Genomic DNA, 21,268 nt, shown 5'->3' on the forward strand with positions numbered 1-21,268 from the left:
CCAGGACCGATGCTCAGGAACCAGCTCCCAGAAAGCTCTCTCGACGCTCCGCCGTACCCGCGGCCGGCCTCCGACACCCATACACCCCTCCAGGGCTAGGTGTTGCGACCACCGCATGAACCCAAGCGGCGTGTCGCCTGCAGAACGTCACGGACTATCGCGGGCCTCAGCCGCCGAGCCGCTCCAGCTCCTCCTCGACCACCGCGGTGTCGAGCTTGCGGAAGACGGGGGTCGGCTTGGCGACGGGCAGCCCGACGGTGATCGGGTGCCGCTGCCATGACGGCGCGGTCGTGTAGTCGCCGGTGATGATCGGGTAGCCGTCGCCACCGTCGAGGTCGTCGGCATCCACGATCTGCGGCATCGGGGCGATCTCGCCGGTGCCACCGAGCGCCTTGTCGACGTCGTTGGCGCTGAACGGCAGGAACGGGCTGAGCACGAGGTTGAGGTCGGCCACGCACTGGGCGACCACGTGCAGCACGGTGCCCAGGCGCTCGCGCTGGTCCTCGCCCTTCATCTTCCAGGGCTCGAGGTCGGAGACGTACTTGTTCACCTCGCCGACCGCGCGCATGGCCTCGCCGATCGCGGCCTTCTGCCGGTGCCGGGAGATGAGGTCGCCGACCGTGCCGAACGCGGCCTCGGCGGCGGCGAGCACGGCCTCGTCCTCGGGCTGGAGCTGGCCGGCGGCCGGGATCTCGCCGAAGTTCTTGGCGATCAGGTTCGCGGTGCGGTTGACCAGGTTGCCCCAGCCGGCCACGAGCTCGTCGTTGGTGCGACGGACGAACTCCGACCAGGTGAAGTCGGAGTCCTGGTTCTCCGGGCCCGCGGAGGCGACGAAGTAGCGGAAGGCGTCCGGCTGGTAGCGGCTGAGCAGGTCGCGGACGTAGATGACGATCTTCTTGGACGAGGAGAACTTCCTGCCCTCCATCGTGAGGAACTCGCTCGAGACCACCTCGGTCGGCAGGTTGAGCGTGCCGAGGGAGTGCTCGGTGCCGCCCTTGTCGCCCTTGCCCGAGTAGGCCAGCAGCTCGGCCGGCCAGATCTGGCTGTGGAACGTGATGTTGTCCTTGCCCATGAAGTAGTAGGACAGGGCCTCGGGGTCGTTCCACCAGGCGCGCCAGGCGTCGGCGTCCCCGGTGCGACGGGCCCACTCGATCGACGCCGAGAGGTAGCCGATCACCGCGTCGAACCAGACGTACAGCTTCTTGGTCGGGTTCTCCCGCCAGCCGTCCAGCGGCACCGCGATGCCCCAGTCGATGTCGCGCGTCATGGCGCGCGGACGGATCTCCTTGAGGATGTTCTGGCTGAACCGGATGACGTTGGGCCGCCACAGACCGGTCTCGGCCCGCTCGTCCAGCCACGCGGTCAGCGCCTCGGCCAGGGCCGGCAGGTCGAGGAAGAAGTGCTGGGTCTCGATGAACTCCGGCGTCTCGCCGTTGATCTTGGAGACGGGGTCGATGAGGTCGGCCGGGTCGAGCTGGTTGCCGCAGGCGTCGCACTGGTCGCCGCGGGCGCCCGGGGTCTTGCAGATCGGGCAGGTGCCCTCGATGTAGCGGTCGGGCAGCGTGCGCCCGGTCGACGGGGAGATCGCGCCGTAGGTCGTCTGCTCGACGAAGTACCCGTTCTCGTAGACGCCCGTGAACATCTCCTGGACGACGGCGTGGTGGTTGCGCGTGGTCGTCCGGGTGTAGAGGTCGTAGCTGCAGCCGAGCGCGGCCAGGTCCTCCGCGATGACGCGGTGGTTCTGGTCCGCCAGCTGCTGCGGGGTCAGGCCGGCCTCGTCCGCGGCGATGAGGATCGGCGTCCCGTGCTCGTCGGAGCCGGAGACCATGAGCACGTCGTGACCGGCCATCCGCATGTACCGGCTGAAGACGTCGGAGGGCACGCCGAAACCGGCCACGTGGCCGATGTGGCGCGGGCCGTTGGCGTACGGCCAGGCGACTGCGGACAGGACTCTGCTCATGCGGATGATCCTAGGTGCCACCACCGGTCCTTTACCTTCCGGCTACCGTGCCGGGCATGAGCGCACTCGTCTCGGAGGACCTGCTCCTGCTTCTGCTCGACGTCGACCGGGGCACCGTCCCGTCCGGCTACGCACCTGACCTGGGGCTGGGCGGGGCGCTGATGGTCGACCTCGCACTGGGTGGCCACGTCGACCTCGCCGAGCGCGAGGGCATGTGGCGTGGACAGGTGGTCGTGCCCCTGGACGGCGTCCCGGCCCCGGAGGACGGGCTGCTCGCCGCGGCCCTCGCGCGGGTGGCGGAGAAGCCGCGCTCGCCGAAGGACGCGGTGACGCGGCTCGGCAAGGACGCCCGCGGCGCCCTGGCCGACCGTCTGGTCGCGCGCGGCCTCGTCGAGCAGGTGGACGAGAAGGTGCTGTGGCTGTTCCCGCGCACCCGCTGGCCCGAGGCCGACGGCCGGCACGAGCGGGAGCTGCGGGCCGCCCTGCGCGCGACGCTGCTCGACGATGCCGACCCGGACCTGCGCACGGCGGCGCTCGTGGCCCTGCTCCACGCGGTCGGGCACGTCCACCGCGTCGTCCACGCCGACGGCGTGGGCGACCGCGAGGTCAAGCGCCGGGCGAAGGCCGTCGCGGACCGGCTCGGTGACGGCGGCTGGCCCGCCGCGGCGGTGACGGCCGCGGCCACGGAGGCCACCACGGCCGTCATCGTCGCCATGATGGCGACCGCTGCCGCGAGCGGCGGTGCCGCTGCTGCCAGCGGCTCCTGACGGCCCTCGGGCTCTCCGACCCGACCGGTCAGGTGTGCCGCTCGGCTCCCCTCACCCGGTAGAGGACGGGGAGTGAGCACTCCCACGAGCGGCCGGCCGCGCACCGGCGTCGCCCCCGTCACCCCGCCGCCGTCGCGTCGTCTGCCCGGTCGCGGACGCCACCTGCTGCGGCGCCTGCTGCGTCCGTTCTGGGTGGTCCCCACGCTCTGGACGGTCCTGGCGATCGCGCTGGGCCTGGCGGCCCCCGAGATCGGGGCGCTGCGCACCGAGGCGGCGATCCCGTGGCTGTTCCCCGGCGACGTCGAGGGCGCCCGGTCGGTGCTCTCCACCATCGCCGGCGCGATGATCTCGGTGACGGGCCTGGTCTTCTCCAACACCATGGTGGTGCTGCAGCTGGCCTCCAGCCAGTACTCGCCGCGGGTGCTGCGCACCTTCCTGGAGGACCGGGTCACCCAGCACACCCTCGGACTGTTCGCCGGGTCGTTCGTCTACGCCCTGACCGTGCTGCGCTCCATCGAGGGGTCGGGCGCCGGGGACGTCCCCCAGGTCGCGGTGACCCTGGCCTACGCCTGGGTGGTCGCGGCGCTGGCGATGTTCCTGGGCTTCATCAACCACATCACCGGGGCCGTCGGCGTGGACCGGGTGCTCGAGGAGACGACGCACAGCACCCGTGCGCTGCTCGAGGAGAGCCTCTCGACCCGCGCGCGCCAGCGCGGCGCACGGGCGGACGAGGCCCCGGCCGCCGGGGCGGACGACGACCTGGACGCCGTGCTGCGCGAGGCCCGCCAGGGGCGGCACCAGCTCGTCGTCGCGGGCAGCACCACGGGCTACCTGGACGGCGTGCTGCTCGCCGAGCTGGTGCGGTGCGCGGCCGAGGCCGACGTCCTCGTCGAGGTGCTGCACCCGCTGGGCACGTTCGTCGTCGAGGGCGACCCGGTCGCGCTCGTGCACGCCGACGGCGCGAGCACCGACGACGCCCGGTCGGAGCTGGAGGAGACCGTCTGCGCGCACCTGGTCGTCGAGCCGGAGCGGACCCTGGAGCAGGACGTCGCGTTCGGCTTCCGCCGGCTCGTCGACATCGCCGAGAAGGCCCTCTCCCCCGGCGTCAACGACCCGACCACCGCCGTCCAGACCCTCGACCGGCTGCACGAGCTGCTGCGCCTCCTCGCGGTGGTCGACGACCCGCTGCCCGTGCACGCCGACGACGAGGGCGTGCCGCGGGTCGTCACCCGGGAGCCCGGGTTCGCCGGGTTCCTCGACCTCGCCGTCGACGAGATCGCCCACTACGGCGCCGAGGACGTCCAGGTCCCCCGCAGGCTGGCGCGGATGCTGGAGTCGCTCGGCGCCGTCGCGACGCCGGCGCACGCCGAGGTGATCGCGGCCAAGGCCGCCGCAATCAGGTCGCTCGGCTGACCACGCCCCGCCCCCGGGCCAGGCCCACGATCAAGGGGCTGCTCAGCTGAAGTCGAGGTCCCCGGTGCGGGTGCGCTTGAGCTCGTAGAAGTGCGGGAACGAGGCCATGGCCACGGCGCCGTCCCACACGGTGCCGGCCTGCTCGCCCTTGGGGATCGCGCTCATGACCGGGCCGAAGAACGCGGTGCCGTTGACGGCGATCGTGGGCGTGCCCACCTCGGTGCCGACCTGGTCCATGCCCTCGTGGTGGCTGGTCGCGATGGCGGCGTCCAGGGAGTCGTCGTCCTTGGCGGCGAGGTACTCGGCGGGCAGGCCGACGGCCTCCAGCGCCTCGAGCAGCACCTCGTCGTCCTTCCAGCCCCGCTTCTCGTTGTGGATGCGGGTGCCCATCGCCGTGTACAGCTCGGCGAGCTTCTCCTGGCCGTGGTCCTGGGAGACCTTCATCGCGATCCGCACCGGGCCCCAGGCGCCCTCGAGCATCGTCCGGTAGTCCTCGGGGATGTCCTTGTCCTGGTTGAGGTAGGCGAGGCTCATGATGTGCCACTCGACCTCGACGTCGCGGACCTTCTCGACCTCGAGGATCCACCGCGAGGAGATCCAGGCGAACGGGCACAGGGGGTCGAACCAGAAGTCGGCCTTGTCGGGGGTCTGCTCGGTCGTGGCGGCGTCGGTGCTCATGCCGGTGCCAAGCCGGCGGCGCCCCGTCCTATTCCTGCCTGCTGGACGGGGCGCCCCGGGAGGGAGCTCGGCGTCGGGGCGCTCAGCGTCGGGGCACCCGCACCGTCACCTTGGCGGCGCTGGCCTCGACGATCTTCGTGCCGAGGTAGTCGACCCGGATCTTCTGCTTGCCGCGCGGCACGTTCGTGAGCACCAGGCGCACCGTGCCGTCCTCGAGGGTGCCCTCCACGACCTGCTGGGTGCCGTCGGCCAGCGTCAGCGTGGCGCGGACGGCCCCGTTGACGACCTTGCGGCCGGGCGCCTCGACGCCCGCGTTCACGACGACCTTGCGGTTGACCACGGTCCGGGTGCGCTGGGTGCCCTTGACCCTGACCTCCCGGGTGCGCACGCGCGGGGTGGCGTCGAGGTCGAGCACCGAGCTCGTGGTGGTCAGCGAGCCCGAGCGCAGCACGAACTCCTCCGTCGTGTAGCCGGGTCGCGAGACCGTGACCCGCACGCCGACCTGCTTGCCGACGTCTCGGGTGCCGAGGGTGTAGGTCAGCGAGTCCTCGCTGACCCCCGAGCCGTCGGTGCTGCTCGCCGAGCGCGCGTTGGAGGTGGTCTGGCCGCGCAGCCACTCGTAGCTGACGTCGGCGTCGGTGGGCCACGACACGGTGCCGGGGGCGACCGTGAGCGCGTCGCCCAGCTCCGCGCGACCGTCGAGGCCGAACGGGTCGTCGAGGCGGATGACGCCGGGCGCGACGTCCTTGGTCTCGGACGTGGTGGCGCGCTGCACCTTGTAGGCCTCCGTGCTGGCGGCGACCTTCGCGGTGATCCGGGTGTCGACCAGGTCGGGGGTCACGGTGAGCGTGCGGCCGCTCTCGCCGCGCACGCGGGTGCCGTCGGCGTACCAGGCGATCTTGGTCGCCGCCGCGGCCGGGCTGTAGCGGCCGAGGCTCGTGGTGAGCACCTGGTCGACCTGGGCGGTGCCGGTGACCACCGGGTCGGTGGTGACCTCGATGGTGCCGCGTCGCACGCCGTGCGTGCGGTCGGTGTCGATGACGGTGCGCGCGTAGCCGGTGGCCTTGGCGACGACGCGCACGGAGAGCCGCTTCTTCCACTGCGCCACGGTGGGGGTGAAGGTGAGAGCGGTGGCCCCCTTGATGCGGGTGCCGGCCGCGAACCACCGGACGCTCACGTCGGCGTCCTCGGCGTAGCTGCCGGGGTCGACGCTGAGGGTCTCGCCGACGGCGACGTCACCGCTGACGACGGGCTCGGAGACCACCTCGAGGGGCGTGTCGTTGACGTGGATGAACCCGTCGGGCCAGCCGTTGGTGCCCTTGGTGACCACGCGCCAGTCGAAGTCCCCGCCCCAGTTGTCCTCGGAGACGAGGATCTGGGTCGCGGAGACGACCTCCTCGACGTAGGCCACGTGGCCGGAGGAGCCCGCCCAGCCGCCGTTGGCCTTGTACCAGGCCACGGCACCGACGCGGGGCGTCTGGTCGACGAGGCCGGAGAGCGCGACGCCCCAGTTGGTGGCGTTGCCGCTGCCCGACCACGGCCGCTCGCTGGAGGCGCCCGACTTCACCAGCCGGTAGGCGACGTAGTTGGTGCAGTTGTGGCCCGCGTACATGCGCCACCACATCTTGGAGCCCTCGGTGCGGTAGCCGCCCGAGGGGTAGCCGGCCTTGGAGCACGCCACGTACCCGGTGCACAGGTAGGTCGAGCTCGCGGCGGACGCGCTGGGGACCGCGGCCAGGCCGGCGAGGCCCAGGAGGAGGGCGAGCAGGCTCGCGAGGAGGGCCGGTCGAGGGGGCGACGGGCGTCGATCAGGGGGGAGCACGGGGAGTATGAAACCCGAAGTCAAGCACCGACACGCCGAATCCCGAAGAAATTTCACATTGGCCACATCGGCCACACCCGGCCCCGGGACAGTACAACTGCCCCACGAGTCACGCCGGGGACGGGTTCTCGGGCGGCGGCCCAGCACGCAGGTTGTTCAGGTCACCTGCCCGTCCACCCCGTGGACAGGCAGTGAGAGGATCGCCGCATGCCTGGAACCAACCTGACCCGGGACGAGGCCGCCACCCGCGCCGCCCTCCTGGACGTCACGTCGTACACCATCGACCTGGACCTCACGACGGGCGACAAGACCTTCGCGTCCACGACCACCATCCGCTTCACCGCCGCGACCCCCGGCGAGCAGACGTTCGCGGACCTGGTCGGCGCCGTCGTCCACGAGATCACCCTGAACGGGGAGGAGCTCGACCCGAGCACCGCCTACGCCGACAGCCGCATCGCGCTGCCCGGCCTGGCCGCCGAGAACGAGCTCGTGGTCCGCGCCGACTGCGCCTACTCCCACACGGGCGAGGGCCTGCACCGCTTCGTCGATCCCGCCGACGGCCGCGTCTACCTCTACTCCCAGTTCGAGGTGCCGGACGCCCGCCGCGTGTTCACCACCTTCGAGCAGCCCGACCTGAAGTCGGTCTTCTCGTTCAACGTGACCGCGCCGGAGGACTGGAAGGTCGTCTCCAACTCCCCCTCCCCCGCCCCGCAGCCCCTCGGCGACGGCAAGGCCCTGTTCGCCTTCGAGCCGACCCAGCGGATGTCCACCTACATCACCGCGCTCGTCGCCGGTGAGTACCACGAGGTGCAGGACGTCTACGAGGGCAAGCACGGCACCATCCCGCTCGGCCACTACTGCCGTCAGTCGCTGGTGCCCTACCTCGACACCGACGAGCTGGTGAAGCTCACCCGTCAGGGGTTCGCCTTCTTCGAGGAGGCCTTCGACTACCCCTACCCGTTCGGCAAGTACGACCAGCTCTACGTGCCGGAGTACAACATGGGCGCGATGGAGAACGCGGGCTGCGTGACCCTGCGCGACGAGTACCTGCCCCGCTCGCGACAGCCGCGCTCGTTCTACGAGTTCCGCTGCTCGGTGATCCTGCACGAGATGGCCCACATGTGGTTCGGCGACCTCGTGACCATGAAGTGGTGGGACGACCTCTGGCTCAACGAGTCCTTCGCGGAGTGGGCCTGCTACCACGCCGAGGTCGAGGCCACCGAGTACACCGACTCCTGGACCGGCTTCGCCAACGCGCGCAAGCAGACCGGCTACCGCCAGGACCAGCTGCCCTCCACGCACCCCATCGCGGCGGACAACTTCGACCTGCACGCCGTCGAGGTCAACTTCGACATGATCACCTACGCCAAGGGCGCGTCGGTGCTCAAGCAGCTCGTCGCCTGGGTCGGCATCGACGACTTCATGGCCGGCCTGCGCCAGTACTTCAAGGACCACGCCTTCGGGAACTCCGAGTTCACCGACCTGCTCTCCGCCCTGGAGAAGGCCTCGGGCCGCGAGCTCTCCGGCTGGGCCGCCGAGTGGCTCCAGACCTCCGGCGTCAACACGCTGACCCCGGAGTTCGAGCTCGACGCCGACGGCGCGTACAGCCGGCTCGCCGTCCGCCAGAGCGCGCACCCCGACTACCCCACCCTGCGCCGCCACCGCATCGGTGTGGGCCTCTACGACGAGGTCGACGGACGCATCGTGCGCCGCTCCTACGTCGAGACCGACGTCGAGGGTGAGCTGACCGAGATCGCCGAGCTGGTCGGCGAGAAGCAGCCCGACCTGCTGCTGCTCAACGACTCCGACCACACCTACGCCAAGATCCGGCTCGACGAGCGCTCGCTCGCCACCGCGATCTCCGGCCTCTCGAAGCTGGACGACTCCCTCGCCCGCGCCCTCGTCTGGGGCGCCGCCTGGGACATGACGCGGGACGCCGAGATGGCTGCGTCCGACTACGTCGCGCTCGTGCTGGCCAACATCGGCGAGGAGACCGACGCCTGGGGCGTCAGCCGCATCCCCTCGACGGCCGCCACCGCCGCCGCGCTGTACTCCGCCCCGGAGCACCGCGCGGAGCTGCGGGCCCGGTGGGAGGCCGGCATGCGGGAGCTCGCCCTGGCCGCCGAGCCGGGCTCGGACAGCCAGCTGACGTTCGTCCGCACGTGGGCCTCGGCCGCGCACGGCGAGGAGTCCCTGGCCGCGCTCGAGGCGCTCCTGGACGGCACGTCCACCATCGAGGGCCTCGCGGTCGACCAGGACCTGCGCTGGTCGCTGGTGACGGCCCTGGCCGGCGCCGGCCGGGCCGGCAGCCGGATCGACGACGAGCTGGGCACGGACGCCACCATCTCGGGCCAGGAGCACGCCGCCGCCGCCCGGGCCGCCCAGCCGGACGCCGACGCCAAGGCCGAGGCCTGGCGCGCGGGCATGGAGGACGCCTCCACGCCCAACGAGACCGCCCGCTCCATCGTCCTCGCGATCATGCGCGCGGGGCAGGACGACGTCCTCGCGCCCTACGTCGAGAAGTACCTCGAGGCCGCCGAGGTGGCCTGGGAGACCCTCGGCACCCACCGGGCGTCGGTGGCGCTGAACTACGCCTTCCCGACCGTGCTCGCCTCCCCGGCCCTGGCCGAGCGGGTCGAGTCCTGGCTGGCCACCACCAGCGCGCCGACGCCGGCCCAGCGCTACGTGCGCGAGGGCCTGGCCGACGTCCAGCGGGCCCTGGCCGCGCAGGAGCGGGACGCCCGGGCCTGAGCGCCGCCGTCCCGGGGGTCCGCCCCCGGGACGACGAGGCCCCCGCGACCGATGGTCGCGGGGGCCTCGTGCTGTCGGGGTGCCGCCGGATGCTGTCGGGGCGGGCCAGGGTCAGGCCTCGACCGGCTCCTCGTCGGCGTGCAGGACACGCTGCGGGCGGGCGTGCTCGGCCAGCAGGCCGATGCAGCGCTTGAGGCCGCCGTGCACGTCGCCCGCGGCCAGGTCCGTGCTGAGCTGGATCGTGGCGATCTCGAGCTCGGCGTCGGTGAGGGTCCGGCGCACGTAGGAGCCGGCCACGATCTCCAGGGCGCGGCGGTTGCCGTCGATCATGATCAGGACGCTGCGGGCCGGGGCCGCCAGGCCGCCGTGCAGGCGCCGCGCGTAGGCGGCCGTGTCCTCGGGGGTGTCACCGACGAAGACGGAGAACTCGACGCGGCTCAGCGTCTCGGCGGCGCGGATCGCCCCCTCGAGGTCGGCGCGCTTGGACGAGGAGAACGAGATGTCACCAGCGGGCACTGGTGCCGCCGGCCTCGTCGTCGGACTTCGTGGTCAGGGCGGCGGGCGAGCCGTCCGGGCCACCCAGCCACTCGTGCTCGGGGTTGCGCGAGCCGGGCAGCACCCGCTCACCGCGAGCGAGCGCGGGGCCGAAGGTCAGAGCCACGATCACCAGGGCCAGCACGAGCGGCACGCCCGCGACCACGAGGAAGAAGTGCAGCGGGTCCACCGGGTCCGGGTCGGACCAGCCGACGGGCACCTCGGCGGAGGCCGGGGCAGCGAGGGCGATCGCGCCGGTGGCGGCCACGCCGAGGACGGCGAGGACGGCCGCCGCGCGGCGGGCGAGAGTGGTCAGCGCAGTCACGCGGAGAAGGATACCGACAGCGCGCCCACGGCCCGCACACCGGTTCACGTGGGCCGTGACACCCCTCTCACAGCCACCGCCCGGGGCCTGTGTCACGGCTGACACCCGGGTGGTTCGGCTCCACGGCCCGACGTCTGTTTACTGGGGCCCATGCTTCATCTCGCAGCACTCCAGAACCTCACGTGCGCGGACGACGCGGCCGTCTGTCAGTGGGTCACCGACACCACCGGCAACCAGACCGCCGGCACCGTGGCCGACTGGCTGGTCGGCAAGCCGCTGTCCGTGCTCGTCCTCCTCCTCCTCGGCTTCCTGGTCCGGTGGCTGCTGCACCGGCTCGTGGACCGGGTCGTGGCCCGGGCCGAGGACGGCGTGCTGCCCGACCGCGTCTCCCGGTTCTCCTTCGGCAAGGCCGCCCAGCAGGCGCAGGCCCGCGACGCGGCCACCGCGACCCGCCGGGTGCAGCGGGCGCAGACCATGGGCTCGCTGCTGAAGTCGATCGTCACCGGCATCCTCATCGCCGTCGTCGGCACCATGGTGCTCAGCGAGATCGGCGTGAACATCGCCCCGATCATCGCCTCGGCCGGCATCGTGGGCGTCGCGGTCGGCTTCGGCGCCCAGTCGCTGGTCAAGGACTTCTTCTCCGGCATCTTCATGATCTTCGAGGACCAGTTCGGCGTCGGCGACGTGGTGGACGTCGGGGAGGCCACCGGCACGATCGAGGCGGTCACGCTGCGCGTCACCCGCCTGCGCTCGCTCGACGGCACCGTCTGGTACGTCCCCAACGGCGAGATCCTGCGCGTCGGCAACCTCTCGCAGAACTGGTCGCGCGCCGTCATCAACGTGGGCGTGGCCTACGACTCCGACATCGACCGGTCCCTCGAGGTCCTGCGCGAGGTCGGCGCCGACCTCTACGCCGACCCCGACTTCCGCGACCTGATGATCGAGGAGCCCGAGGTGACGGGCGTCGAGGGCCTGGGCGCCGACTCGATCGACCTGCGCCTCATGGTGAAGACCGCCCCGCTGCAGAACTGGACGATCGCCCGCGAGCTGCGACAGCGGATCAAGGCCCGGTTCGACGCGGAGGGCATCGAGATCCCCTTCGCGCAGCGCGTGGTGTGGCACCGCAACGACGAGACCCGCGACGTGGCGGAGGCCCGCGCGGCCGAGGAGCGTGCCGGCAGCACCGACTGACCACCACTCCGGACGCACGACGGCCGCCGCCCCGGGAGGGGTCGGCGGCCGTCGTCGTCCGCGACGCGGCTCAGGCCAGCGAGGCCTGCAGCGTGATGGTGGTGCCGGCCAGGGCCTGGGAGACCGGGCAGCCGGCCTTGGCGCCCTCGGCGGCGGCCACGAAGTCCTCCGCGGAGATGCCCTCGACGGTGCCGACGACCGTCAGCGCGATGCCGGTGATGCCGGTGCCGGGGGTCAGCTCGACCTCGGCGGAGGTCTCGAGGGTGGTCGGCGGGGTGCCGGCCTTGGACAGCGCGGCGGACAGCGCCATCGAGAAGCAGCTCGAGTGGGCCGCGGCGATGAGCTCCTCGGGGCTGGTGAGGCCGTTGGGCTGCTCGGCCCGCGAGGGCCACGACACGTCGAAGGTGCCGATGCCGGAGGACTTCATCTCCACGGAGCCCTTGCCCTCGGCGAGGCTGCCGCTCCAGGTGGTGGTGGCGAGACGGGTGGTGGGCATGATTCTTCTCCTGTGCGGTGAGATCGGGGCTGCGCCGGGCGCGAGCGCCTCGGCGGGCGGACGGTGCCCAGCCAACCACGCACGCGGTGGCGCGTCCTCCCCCGGACCGGGCACCGGGCACCGGGCCGCGCGCAGGCACCCGGCACAATGACGGGCGTGACGTTCTACGACGAGATCGGTGGGGAGCCGACGATCCGCACGGTCGTCGCGCGGTTCTACGAGGGCATCGCCGAGGACGAGGTGCTGCGCCCGATGTACCCGGAGGAGGACCTGGGCCCGGCCGAGGAGCGGCTCGCCCTGTTCCTCATGCAGTACTGGGGCGGACCCTCGTCCTACTCCGAGGCCCGCGGGCACCCGCGCCTGCGGATGCGGCACGCGCCGTACCGGGTGAACCCCGACGCGCGCGACCGGTGGCTCACCCACTTCCGCGCCGGTCTCGACAGCGTCGACCTGACCCCCGAGCAGGACGAGCAGTTCTGGGGTTACGCCCAGCACGCGGCCCAGTTCATGGTGAACTCTCCGGACTGACCCGCACGCCCGAGGCGCCCCACGCCTTGGGCTGGACCACCGACACCGACCCGTTTCGGCTCGGTGCCCCGCGGGAACGTGCTGTGAAGTTCTGTGAAGATCCTCGAAGCATGTAACGCACGCCGTTGCTGGTGACAGGTGAGCGCCGACACCTCACCCCGTCACCCCCAGATGGAGTCTCCCCCAGATGCCCCCACACGACCGCCGCTCCGCCGAGCGTGGCCCGCTGCACGTCCACGCCCCCAGGCGTGAGCCCGACGACTGGTTCGTCACGCACCTGGCCGAGCTGGCGCGTGAGAGCACGCCCACGACCCGCGCGGTCGCGGCCGGCTGGCGCACCGGGCTGGTCGTGGCGGGCACCGCGGCCGTGGTCTCCGGCCTGGCCTGGGTCGGCGCGGCCGTGCCGGGCGTGCCCGGGCCGAGCGACCTCATGCCTGCCGACGACGTCATCTCCTCCACCGCGGCGGCCACCACCTCGCCCAGCGCGTCCGCCAGCGACTCCGTGAGCCCGTCGGCGGAGGAGTCCTCCTCCCCCGAGGCCGCCGCCAGCAGCTCCGACGCCACCGGGTCGAGCTCGCCGAGCGCCTCTGCCGCCGACGCCGCGGCCACCACCGCGACCGACCGCGGTCAGGGCACGCGCGACCAGGACCAGGGCACCAGGAGCACCAACCAGGGCCAGGACCGTGGCCAGGGCGCCGGCCCGGCGACCTCCGTCCCCTCCTCGGCCGGGTCGAGCAACGCCGGTGGGCAGGGCTCCGCGCACGCCAACGCGAACGGCAACGCCGGGGGCAACAGCGGCAGCGTCTCCGTCGGGAGCAACGCCGGCGGCAAGGGCTCGACCGACTCCCGGGACTCCTCCGAGGGCAGCGGTGCGGGCACCGCCCCCGAGGAGACGACCGGCAACGGGAACGGGAACGGGAGCGGGAAGGCCAACGGCAAGGCAAAGGGCAAGGGCAACAGCGGCTCCCACGCCGGGGGGGACGGCAACGGCGGGAACGGCAACGGGAACGGGAACGGTGGCTCGCAGGCCGGCGGCAAGGACAAGGGCGGCAAGTCCAACGGCAAGGGCGCCTCGAACGGCAACGGCGGCTCGAACAGCAACGGCAACGGCAACGGCAAGTCCAACGGCAAGGGCAAGGGCAACAGCGGCTCCGCCGCGTCCTCCTCCGCCGTGGGCCGGTGATCGACGCACGTGACCATCACTCGGGGGGAACGACGGGAGAGGACGCTCGTCGACCAGGCCGCCGCCGGTGACCCGTCGGCGTGGCGTGAGCTCTACCGCCGTCACCACGGGCGACTGGTGGTGTGGCTGGCGAGCCGTCCCACGGGGGACGCCGCCGTCGCGGCCGAGGACATCGCGGCCGACGCCTGGCTGACGGCCGCGCGCAGCATCAGCGACTTCCACGGGGACGACGACGACTTCGCCGGCTGGCTGTTCGGTGTGGCCCGCCGGGTCGGCCTCAACGTCCACCGGCGTGGCCAGCGGCGTCAGACGACGCCCACCGACGAGGTGCCGGAGCAGGCACCCGCCCCGGGGCCCGAGCCGGCGTCCGCCGACCTGGACTGGGCCCTCTCGGTGCTGCGCCACCTCCCCGACCGGGAGCGTGAGGTGCTCACCTGCATGGAGGTCCTGGGCCTCGACACGGCCGGCACCTCCCAGGCGCTGGGGATCAGCAGCACCGCCGTGCGCGTCGCGCGGCACCGCGGCCTGCGCAAGCTGCGCGCCGCCCCCGCCGTCGTCCGCCCTGCCTGAGCCGCACCCCGGCGAGTCCCGGCGGGGCCCGCCGGTCAGCCTCCGAGCGCGGCGACGGCCTCCTCGTGCAGCGCCACGAGCGGCGCGCGCTGTGCCTCGGTCGGCTCCGACGAGCCCTGGGTCGCGGGGTCGAAGAAGACCAGCACGCAGCGGGCCCGGGCGCACACGACGTCCCCGTCGGTGAACTCGGTCTCGACGATCACCGAGGTGCGGCCCACCCGGCTGATCCAGGACCAGGCGTCGTAGGTGCCGTCGCGGTGCACCATCGGCACCCGGTAGTCCACGTCGAGCCTCGCCACGACGACCTGGGTCTCGCCGGCCCGGTCCAGGTCGCCGCCCCAGAGCCCGGCGAGCACGGCGATCCGGGCCTCCTGGAGGTACTCGACGTACTTGACGTTGTTGACGTGGCCGTAGACGTCGACGTCGCTGAACCGGACGTGCAGGTCGACCCGTCCGCTCTCCAGGTGCACGGTCGGCGTCCAGCGGGTGCGCTCGAGGGCGCCGCCGGGCACGCCCAGCACGGGCTCCAGGTAGGGCTGGAGGCCCTCCTTCTCCTCGGCGGTGAGGCGACGCGGCCGCTCGGCGTCGAAGCGGAACGGGGAGAGCACGGTGGTGGCCCGCAGGTAGACCGTGCGTGTCCCGTCCGCGTGGGCGTCGAAGATCTCGTAGCCCAGGGTGAAGGACGCGGCGCGGACCTCCTCCACCCAGACCTCGATCGTCACCGGGGCGAGGCGGTACAGCAGCGGGGCCAGGAACTGGAGGTCGTGGCGGACCACCACCAGCGCCTCGGCGGTGCCCGCCTCCCCCGGGCGGACGCCGTAGCGCCGCATGAGGTCGACGCGGGCCTCCTGGAGGTAGTCCACGTAGACGACGTTGTTGACGTGACCGAGCAGGTCGAGGTCGGCCCACCGCAGCGGGCACTCGTAGACGTGACGCACGCACGGCATGCTGCCACGTGCCCCGCGCGACCGCCCCTACCGGGGAGTAACGTGGCCCACACCGCGCCACGTCGCGCGCCCGTCACCACCCCGCGTCAGGAGATCCCCCATGCCCGAGGCCGTCATCGTCGCCGCGTCCCGCACCCCGATCGGCCGCGCCGGGAAGGGCTCCCTCGCGGGCGTCCGTCCGGACGACCTCGCGGCCACCGCCGTCCAGGCCGCCCTGGACAAGGTTCCCGCGCTCGACCCGCACACGATCGACGACCTGCTGCTCGGCTGCGGTCTGCCCGGCGCCGAGTCCGGCCACAACATGGGCCGCGTCGTGGCGGTGCAGCTGGGCCTGGACGACGTGCCCGGCGCCACCGTGACCCGCTACTGCTCCTCCTCGGTGCAGACCACCCGCATGGCCCTGCACGCCATCAAGGCCGGCGAGGGCGACGTGTTCGTCTCCGCAGGTGTGGAGACCGTCTCGCGCTTCGCCCACGGCACCAGCGACGACCCGGCCACCTACAACCCGGCCTTCGCCGAGGCGCGGGCGCGCACGGAGGCGACCGCCGCCTGTGGCGTCGACTGGCACGACCCGCGGGAGGACGGTCTGCTCCCCGACGTCTACATCGCCATGGGGCAGACGGCGGAGAACGTGGCGCGGCTGCGCGGCCTGGACCGGCGCGAGCTCGACGAGTTCGGCGTCCGCAGCCAGAACCTGGCCGAGAAGGCCCTCGCCGACGGCTTCTGGGCCCGCGAGATCACCCCGGTCACGCTCCCCGACGGCACCGTCGTCTCCACCGACGACGGCCCCCGCGCCGGCGTCACCTACGAGGCGGTCAGCCAGCTCAAGCCCGTGTTCCGGCCCGACGGCGTGGTCACCGCCGGCAACTGCTGCGCGCTCAACGACGGCGCGGCCGCGGTCGTCGTCATGTCCGACACCCGTGCGGCCGAGCTCGGTCTGACCCCGCTGGCCAGGATCGTCTCCACCGGCGTCTCGGGCCTCTCCCCCGAGATCATGGGCCTCGGCCCGGTCGAGGCCACCCGGCAGGCCCTGCGGCACGCCGGCATGACCATCGACGACATCGACCTGGTCGAGATCAACGAGGCGTTCGCCGCGCAGGTGGTGCCCAGCTACCAGGACCTGGGCATCGACCTGGACCGGCTCAACGTCAACGGCGGGGCCATCGCCGTCGGCCACCCCTTCGGCATGACCGGCGCGCGGCTCCAGGCCACGATGCTCAACAGCCTCGACTGGCACGACAAGTCCACCGGCCTCATCACCATGTGCGTGGGCGGCGGCCAGGGCATGGCCCTCGTCCTGGAGCGGCTCTCCTGAGCGCAGGGCGGGGGACGACGGTGACGGAGGTCCCGCGCGCCGGCCCGGGCGCCGGAGCCCGACGGGACGCCCGTCGGACTAGGATCGCCCGGTGACCACCTCGGCAGAACCGCCCGCCCTGCGCCTGGTGCCGCGCCCCGAGACGCGCTGGCTGGACCACGGCCAGCAGCGCTCCTGGCGAGCCCTGATGCTCGGCATGCAGCTGCTGCTGGACCAGCTGGACGACGAGCTGCGCGAGCACGGTCTCTCCCTCCCGGAGTACGAGATCATGGTCCGTCTCTCGGAGTCCGACGGGCAGATGCGGATGGCGCGGCTGGCCGACGCGCTCGCGCACTCCCGCAGCCGGGTCACGCACACCATCTCCCGGATGGAGAAGTCCGGCCTCGTGCGCCGCACCACCTCCCCCGAGGACGGCCGCGGCATCGTGGCGGTGATGACCGACGAGGGCTGGGAGCGTCTGCGCGCCGCGGCACCCACACACGTCACCGGGGTGCGCGAGCACCTCGTGGACCTCGTCGACGCGGGCGACCTCGCTGCGGTGGGACGGGTCTTCGACGCGGTCTCGGACGCGCTCATCCACGCCCACCCCGAGCGGGAGATCCGCCAGGAGTGCGACTGACGTCGCTCGCCCGTCCGGGCGAGCAGCACGAGGCCCCCGCAGGCGCTGCCTGCGGGGGCCTCGTCGTCCAGCCGGTTCCGGGCTGATCAGTCGCGGGTGAGGCGACGGTGGGTGACGCGGTGCGGGCGGGCCGCGTCGATGCCCAGGCGCTCGATCTTGTTCTCCTCGTAGGAGGCGAAGTTGCCCTCGAACCAGAACCAGGCACCCTCATCCTCCTCGGTGCCCTCCCAGGCGAGGATGTGGGTGGCGATGCGGTCGAGGAACCACCGGTCGTGGGAGGTCACGACGGCGCAGCCCGGGAAGTCGAGCAGCGCGTCCTCCAGGGAGGACAGGGTCTCGACGTCCAGGTCGTTGGTGGGCTCGTCGAGCAGGAGCACGTTGCCGCCCTGCTTCAGGGTCAGCGCGAGGTTCAGGCGGTTGCGCTCGCCACCGGAGAGCACGCCGGCCTTCTTCTGCTGGTCCGGGCCCTTGAAGCCGAACGAGGCCACGTAGGCGCGGCTGTTCATCTCGAAGTTGGCGACCTTGATGAAGTCCAGGCCGTCGGAGACGACCTCCCAGACGTTCTTGTCCGGGTCGATGCCGCCGCGGCTCTGGTCCACGTAGGACAGCTTCACGGTCTGGCCGACGGTGAGGTCGCCCTCGTCGGGGGTCTCGTTGCCGGTGATCATGCGGAACAGCGTGGTCTTGCCGACGCCGTTGGGGCCGACGACGCCGACGATGCCGGCGCGGGGCAGCGTGAACGAGATGTCGTTCCAGAGCCGACGGCCCTCGAAGCCCTTGACCAGGCCCTTGGCCTCCAGCACCACGTCACCGAGCCGCGGGCCCGGCGGGATGTTGATGTCGGCGGTGTCGATCTTGCGGGCGCGGTCGGCCTCGGCCGCCATCTCCTCGTAGCGGGCCAGGCGGGACTTGGACTTGGTCTGGCGCGCCTTGGCGTTGGAGCGGACCCACTCCAGCTCCTTCTCGAGCATCTTGGCGCGCTTGGCGTCCTTCTGCCCCTCGATCTTGAGGCGCTCCTTCTTGGTCTCCAGGTAGGTGGAGTAGTTGCCCTCGTAGGGGTGCGCCTTGCCGCGGTCCAGCTCGAGGATCCACTCGGCGACGTTGTCCAGGAAGTACCGGTCGTGGGTGATGGCCAGGACGGCGCCCGGGTAGTTCTTCAGGTGGCCCTCGAGCCACTGCACGGACTCGGCGTCCAGGTGGTTGGTGGGCTCGTCGAGCAGCAGGAGGTCGGGCTGCTGGAGCAGCAGCTTGCACAGGGCCACGCGGCGGCGCTCACCACCGGAGAGGTTGTCCACGACCGCGTCCGGCGGCGGGCAGCGCAGGGCGTCCATCGCCTGGTCCAGGCGGGAGTCGAGGTCCCACGCGTTGGCGTTGTCCAGGTCGGTCTGGAGGTCGCCCATCTCGGCCATGAGGGCGTCGAAGTCCGCGTCGGGCTCGCCCATGAGCTCACCGATCTCGTTGAACCGGTCCATCTTGGCCTTGATCTCGCCGACGGCCTCCTGGACGTTCTCCAGCACCGTCGCGCCCTCGGTCAGCGGGGGCTCCTGCTGGAGCATCCCGACCGTGGCCTCGGGGTCCCGGATCGCGTCACCGTTGTTGGCCTGGTCGAGGCCCGCCATGATCTTCAGAAGGCTCGACTTGCCGGTGCCGTTCGGGCCCACGACACCGATCTTCGCCCCGTGCAGGAACGAGAGGGTGACGTTGTCGAGCACCACCTTGTCGCCGTGGGCCTTCCGCACGTTGCGCAGGGTGAAGACATATTCCGCCATGGTCCCCGAGCCTAGTCGCTCCCCCCTCGGGACGCCGCAACGGCTCGGGGACCCCGGTCGCCCTCCGCTCAGCCGACGGGCTGAGGGACGCGCTCGGTGGCGGTGAAGGGGTCACGCTCGAGGTCCTCGACGTCCGGCCCCTCCAGGTCCGGGTCGGCGACGTCGTCCACCCCGTGCCGCGCCTGCGTGGCGGCGAGCGCCTCGTCCTTGGCCGAGGCCGCCCGGGAGAACACGGTGGTGCCCCAGGACAGGTCGTGGCCGACCACGGAGGCGTCGACCTCCATCGTGGTGGTCTCGGCGCCCGCGCTGGTGGTCCACGTGCTGGTGGTCAGGCGCCCGTGCACGATCACGGGGTCGCCGCTGCGCAGGGACGCGGCGCAGCGCTCGGCGAGCCCGCGCCAGGCGCTGACGGTGTACCACTGGGTCTCGCCGTCGCCCCACTCCCCCGTCCGTCGGTTCAGCCGGCGCGGGGTCACGGCGACGCGGAAGCTGGCGACGGGGGTCTCGCCGGCCTGGCGCAGGCTCACGCCGCTGCCCAGCCAGCCCTGCAGGGTCACGGTGGTGTCGTTGAGCATGGGGTCCTCCTCGGCCCTCTGGTCGGAGGCCGTGCGCCTCCGGGGTGCCACCAGCCTCGGCCGCACGGCCGAGCCGCGGGAGGGCCACCGCGGGAGCGGTGGAGAACGACGTCGCCCGGGCCCCCTGTGCACGACAGGTGGCCCGGGCGAGGGGTCGGAGGGAGCGCCTGCTCAGCCGCCGAGGACGGTGTCGACGCCGCTGCGGGTGCGGTGGTGAGCACCGAGCACCTCGGAGACCGGCTGGGCCACCAGCGTGGAGACGGTGTCGTGCACGACACCGCGCAGGTTCTCGTCGGCCTTGGCCGCCCGGGTGCGGGCGGTGCCGCCGACCAGGCCGCGACAGACCAGCCCCAGCAGCAGACCCAGGACCAGGGAACCGGCGAGCAGGACCAGCGGCACCGCGATGCCGAGCACCTGCGGGGTCTCGTCGAGGGTGCCCGAGGCGGCGGTCGCGACCGTCCAGCCCGCACCGCCGAGCGCAGCCAGCACCAGCAGCCACTGGAGGACGCCCACGACACCCGCCCAGACCGGCAGCCGGGTCGCGTTGAGGGTCACGCCGGCCAGGCCGGCGTCCAGGCTGTCACCGAGCTGGCCGAGGCGCTGCGTGGCCGCGTCGCGCACGGCGACCGACCAGCCCGGCCCCATCCCGGCGGAGACCTCGTCGACCAGGGCACGGACCTCGTGGTCGACGCGCGCCCGCTCGACGGCGGTCGTCTCGGGGGCGGCGCTGGAGGACCCGCGCAGCTGCTTGCCGGCGGCGCCCAGGTCGAGCTCGAGCTTCTTGGCCGGGTCCGCCCGCAGCCGCGAGACCCAGCTGACCAGCGGCCAGCCGGTCGAGCGGGTGGCCCGCACCCGGGCGGCACGTTCCACGCCCTCGACGATCGTGGGCACGCCGGCGGCCTCGGCCACGGCCTCCTCGAGCGCCTGGACCCGGGCCGGCGGCAGCTCGCGGGACGGGGCGGTGCCGGTCGCCTCGCGCAGGCGGGTGGCCGCGGCGGCGATGTCGGCCTCGTAGCGCACGACGGTGGACTTCTTGTCCGCGACGCGACGCTCGATCTCGGCTCGCAGCGCGTCGAGACCCTGGCCGTGCCGGGCGCTCACGGGGATGACCGGGACGTCGGGCAGGCCGTCGTCCGCGAGGAGGCGGCGCACGTCGGCGACCATCGACTCGCGGCGCTCCTCGGGCACGGTGTCGATGTGGTTCAGCGCCACGACCATGACCTCGGCGTGGGTGCGCAGCGGGGCCAGGTAGCGGTCGTGGATCGCGGCGTCGGCGTACTTCTGCGGGTCGAGCACCCACACGAACATGTCCGAGAGCGCCACGAGACGGTCGACCTCGAGGTGGTGGCTGACCTCGGTGGAGTCGTGGTCGGGCAGGTCGAGCAGCACGACGCCCTCGAGCGCGTGCGACTCGCGCCGCGTGTCGAGCATCGAGTCGCGGGTGGTCTGGTGCCGGGGCGGGATGCCGAGCCAGTCGAGCAGCTCGCCGGCACCCTCGGTGCCCCACACGCAGGCGGTGGCCCACGAGGTGGTCGGACGGCGGACGCCGACCGCGGACAGCTCCAGGCCGGTGAGGGCGTTGAAGGTCGAGGACTTGCCGGAGCCGGTGGCTCCCGCGATGGCGACGACCGTGTGGCCGGCCGACAGGCGCAGCCTTCCGGCGGCGCGCTCGCAGACCTCCAGCGCGGAGTCGACGACCTCGTCGTCGACCACCCCGCGCGCGGCCTCGGCGGCCTCGGTGAGCGCCTCGATGCGCCCACCGATGTCGGTACCCCGGGTCAGCAGCTGCTTGGCCCCCTCGAGCAAGGACGTCATCTTCTCCCAC

At 72.6% G+C, this 21,268-nt stretch carries 19 protein-coding genes; 9 read left to right on the plus strand and 10 right to left on the minus strand.

Translation table 11 applies throughout. The annotated features are described in order from the left end of the window. Nucleotides 1-166 precede the first annotated feature (166 nt). Nucleotides 167-1,960: a methionine--tRNA ligase gene (gene metG, locus M8330_RS08810; RefSeq protein ID WP_250827035.1), complete on the minus strand. Its 1,794-nt coding sequence runs from the start codon at nucleotides 1,958-1,960 to the stop codon at nucleotides 167-169. A gap of 56 nt (nucleotides 1,961-2,016) precedes the next feature. Between metG and M8330_RS08815 the strand changes: the two genes are divergently transcribed. Continuing rightward, entirely contained in the window at nucleotides 2,017-2,727 is a 711-nt protein-coding gene (locus tag M8330_RS08815; protein WP_250827036.1) for a GOLPH3/VPS74 family protein, read from the plus strand. Between the two features lie 72 nt (nucleotides 2,728-2,799). Beyond that, nucleotides 2,800-4,140 (plus strand): DUF2254 domain-containing protein, encoded by a 1,341-nt coding sequence (locus M8330_RS08820; RefSeq protein WP_250827037.1) that lies wholly within the window; start codon nucleotides 2,800-2,802, stop codon nucleotides 4,138-4,140. 42 nt (nucleotides 4,141-4,182) lie between these two features. Here the strand turns inward: M8330_RS08820 and M8330_RS08825 are convergent, their stop codons facing one another. Both M8330_RS08825 and M8330_RS08830 read right to left on the minus strand, forming a co-directional pair. After that, nucleotides 4,183-4,818 (minus strand): mycothiol-dependent nitroreductase Rv2466c family protein, encoded by a 636-nt coding sequence (locus tag M8330_RS08825; protein ID WP_250827038.1) that lies wholly within the window; start codon nucleotides 4,816-4,818, stop codon nucleotides 4,183-4,185. Nucleotides 4,819-4,900: 82 nt separating this feature from the next. Continuing rightward, nucleotides 4,901-6,640 carry a CHAP domain-containing protein gene (locus M8330_RS08830; protein WP_250827039.1) on the minus strand — a complete coding sequence of 580 codons (1,740 nt, stop codon included), beginning with the start codon at nucleotides 6,638-6,640 and terminating at the stop codon, nucleotides 4,901-4,903. Nucleotides 6,641-6,847: 207 nt separating this feature from the next. On the opposite strand from M8330_RS08830, the gene pepN reads away from it, so the two are divergent. Further along, complete coding sequence (gene pepN, locus M8330_RS08835) at nucleotides 6,848-9,391, plus strand: aminopeptidase N (protein ID WP_250827040.1); 2,544 nt, start codon at nucleotides 6,848-6,850, stop codon at nucleotides 9,389-9,391. 111 nt (nucleotides 9,392-9,502) lie between these two features. Here the strand turns inward: pepN and M8330_RS08840 are convergent, their stop codons facing one another. Both M8330_RS08840 and M8330_RS08845 read right to left on the minus strand, forming a co-directional pair. Continuing rightward, nucleotides 9,503-9,907: a DUF5130 family protein gene (locus M8330_RS08840; protein WP_250827041.1), complete on the minus strand. Its 405-nt coding sequence runs from the start codon at nucleotides 9,905-9,907 to the stop codon at nucleotides 9,503-9,505. Continuing rightward, entirely contained in the window at nucleotides 9,894-10,250 is a 357-nt protein-coding gene (locus M8330_RS08845; protein WP_250053906.1) for a hypothetical protein, read from the minus strand. The genes M8330_RS08840 and M8330_RS08845 overlap by 14 nt, the downstream gene beginning before the upstream one ends. Before the next feature lie 150 nt (nucleotides 10,251-10,400). Between M8330_RS08845 and M8330_RS08850 the strand changes: the two genes are divergently transcribed. Further along, entirely contained in the window at nucleotides 10,401-11,441 is a 1,041-nt protein-coding gene (locus M8330_RS08850; RefSeq protein WP_250053908.1) for a mechanosensitive ion channel family protein, read from the plus strand. A 70-nt stretch (nucleotides 11,442-11,511) separates the two neighbouring features. On the opposite strand, the gene M8330_RS08855 is transcribed toward M8330_RS08850, so the two are convergent. Next, nucleotides 11,512-11,937, minus strand: coding sequence for an OsmC family peroxiredoxin (locus M8330_RS08855; protein ID WP_250053910.1), 426 nt, complete (start codon nucleotides 11,935-11,937; stop codon nucleotides 11,512-11,514). 147 nt (nucleotides 11,938-12,084) lie between these two features. Here M8330_RS08855 and M8330_RS08860 point away from each other — a divergent pair, with 147 nt between their 5' ends. The 3 genes from M8330_RS08860 (at nucleotide 12,085) to M8330_RS08870 (ending at nucleotide 14,218) form a co-directional block, all read left to right on the plus strand. Further along, nucleotides 12,085-12,465, plus strand: coding sequence for a globin (locus M8330_RS08860; RefSeq protein WP_250053912.1), 381 nt, complete (start codon nucleotides 12,085-12,087; stop codon nucleotides 12,463-12,465). Between the two features lie 187 nt (nucleotides 12,466-12,652). Continuing rightward, the gene (locus tag M8330_RS08865) at nucleotides 12,653-13,648 is read left to right on the plus strand and encodes a hypothetical protein (protein ID WP_250827042.1); all 996 of its coding nucleotides are present in this window, start codon (nucleotides 12,653-12,655) and stop codon (nucleotides 13,646-13,648) included. 9 nt (nucleotides 13,649-13,657) lie between these two features. After that, nucleotides 13,658-14,218 carry an RNA polymerase sigma factor gene (locus M8330_RS08870; protein WP_250053916.1) on the plus strand — a complete coding sequence of 187 codons (561 nt, stop codon included), beginning with the start codon at nucleotides 13,658-13,660 and terminating at the stop codon, nucleotides 14,216-14,218. 35 nt (nucleotides 14,219-14,253) lie between these two features. On the opposite strand, the gene M8330_RS08875 is transcribed toward M8330_RS08870, so the two are convergent. After that, nucleotides 14,254-15,156, minus strand: coding sequence for an acyl-CoA thioesterase (locus M8330_RS08875; RefSeq protein WP_250827043.1), 903 nt, complete (start codon nucleotides 15,154-15,156; stop codon nucleotides 14,254-14,256). 109 nt (nucleotides 15,157-15,265) lie between these two features. Between M8330_RS08875 and M8330_RS08880 the strand changes: the two genes are divergently transcribed. Both M8330_RS08880 and M8330_RS08885 read left to right on the plus strand, forming a co-directional pair. After that, nucleotides 15,266-16,480, plus strand: a complete 1,215-nt coding sequence (locus M8330_RS08880; protein WP_250827044.1) for an acetyl-CoA C-acetyltransferase — start codon at nucleotides 15,266-15,268, stop codon at nucleotides 16,478-16,480. Between the two features lie 91 nt (nucleotides 16,481-16,571). Further along, entirely contained in the window at nucleotides 16,572-17,099 is a 528-nt protein-coding gene (locus M8330_RS08885) for a MarR family winged helix-turn-helix transcriptional regulator (protein WP_308195983.1), read from the plus strand. An 86-nt stretch (nucleotides 17,100-17,185) separates the two neighbouring features. Here the strand turns inward: M8330_RS08885 and ettA are convergent, their stop codons facing one another. The 3 genes from ettA to M8330_RS08900 form a co-directional block, all read right to left on the minus strand. Beyond that, a complete protein-coding gene (gene ettA, locus M8330_RS08890) occupies nucleotides 17,186-18,868 on the minus strand; it encodes an energy-dependent translational throttle protein EttA (protein ID WP_250053922.1) in 1,683 nt (560 codons plus the stop codon). A 68-nt stretch (nucleotides 18,869-18,936) separates the two neighbouring features. Next, nucleotides 18,937-19,443 (minus strand): single-stranded DNA-binding protein, encoded by a 507-nt coding sequence (locus M8330_RS08895; RefSeq protein WP_250827045.1) that lies wholly within the window; start codon nucleotides 19,441-19,443, stop codon nucleotides 18,937-18,939. A 171-nt stretch (nucleotides 19,444-19,614) separates the two neighbouring features. After that, nucleotides 19,615-21,258, minus strand: a complete 1,644-nt coding sequence (locus M8330_RS08900) for a GTPase (RefSeq protein ID WP_250827046.1) — start codon at nucleotides 21,256-21,258, stop codon at nucleotides 19,615-19,617. Nucleotides 21,259-21,268: the final 10 nt, after the last annotated feature.

The sequence above is a fragment of the Nocardioides bruguierae genome, from assembly GCF_023656415.1.
Lineage (GTDB): Bacteria > Actinomycetota > Actinomycetes > Propionibacteriales > Nocardioidaceae > Nocardioides > Nocardioides bruguierae.

Bases quoted from the DNA above. Each gene is read 5' to 3' on its own strand.
- metG (WP_250827035.1), bottom strand. From the start codon at position 1,960: ATGAGCAGAGTCCTGTCCGCAGTCGCCTGGCCGTACGCCAACGGCCCG.
- M8330_RS08815 (WP_250827036.1), top strand. From the start codon at position 2,017: ATGAGCGCACTCGTCTCGGAGGACCTGCTCCTGCTTCTGCTCGACGTC.
- M8330_RS08825 (WP_250827038.1), bottom strand. From the start codon at position 4,818: ATGAGCACCGACGCCGCCACGACCGAGCAGACCCCCGACAAGGCCGAC.
- pepN (WP_250827040.1), top strand. From the start codon at position 6,848: ATGCCTGGAACCAACCTGACCCGGGACGAGGCCGCCACCCGCGCCGCC.
- M8330_RS08850 (WP_250053908.1), top strand. From the start codon at position 10,401: ATGCTTCATCTCGCAGCACTCCAGAACCTCACGTGCGCGGACGACGCG.
- M8330_RS08855 (WP_250053910.1), bottom strand. From the start codon at position 11,937: ATGCCCACCACCCGTCTCGCCACCACCACCTGGAGCGGCAGCCTCGCC.
- M8330_RS08860 (WP_250053912.1), top strand. From the start codon at position 12,085: ATGACGGGCGTGACGTTCTACGACGAGATCGGTGGGGAGCCGACGATC.
- M8330_RS08865 (WP_250827042.1), top strand. From the start codon at position 12,653: ATGCCCCCACACGACCGCCGCTCCGCCGAGCGTGGCCCGCTGCACGTC.
- M8330_RS08880 (WP_250827044.1), top strand. From the start codon at position 15,266: ATGCCCGAGGCCGTCATCGTCGCCGCGTCCCGCACCCCGATCGGCCGC.
- ettA (WP_250053922.1), bottom strand. From the start codon at position 18,868: ATGGCGGAATATGTCTTCACCCTGCGCAACGTGCGGAAGGCCCACGGC.
- M8330_RS08895 (WP_250827045.1), bottom strand. From the start codon at position 19,443: ATGCTCAACGACACCACCGTGACCCTGCAGGGCTGGCTGGGCAGCGGC.
- M8330_RS08900 (WP_250827046.1), bottom strand. From the start codon at position 21,258: ATGACGTCCTTGCTCGAGGGGGCCAAGCAGCTGCTGACCCGGGGTACC.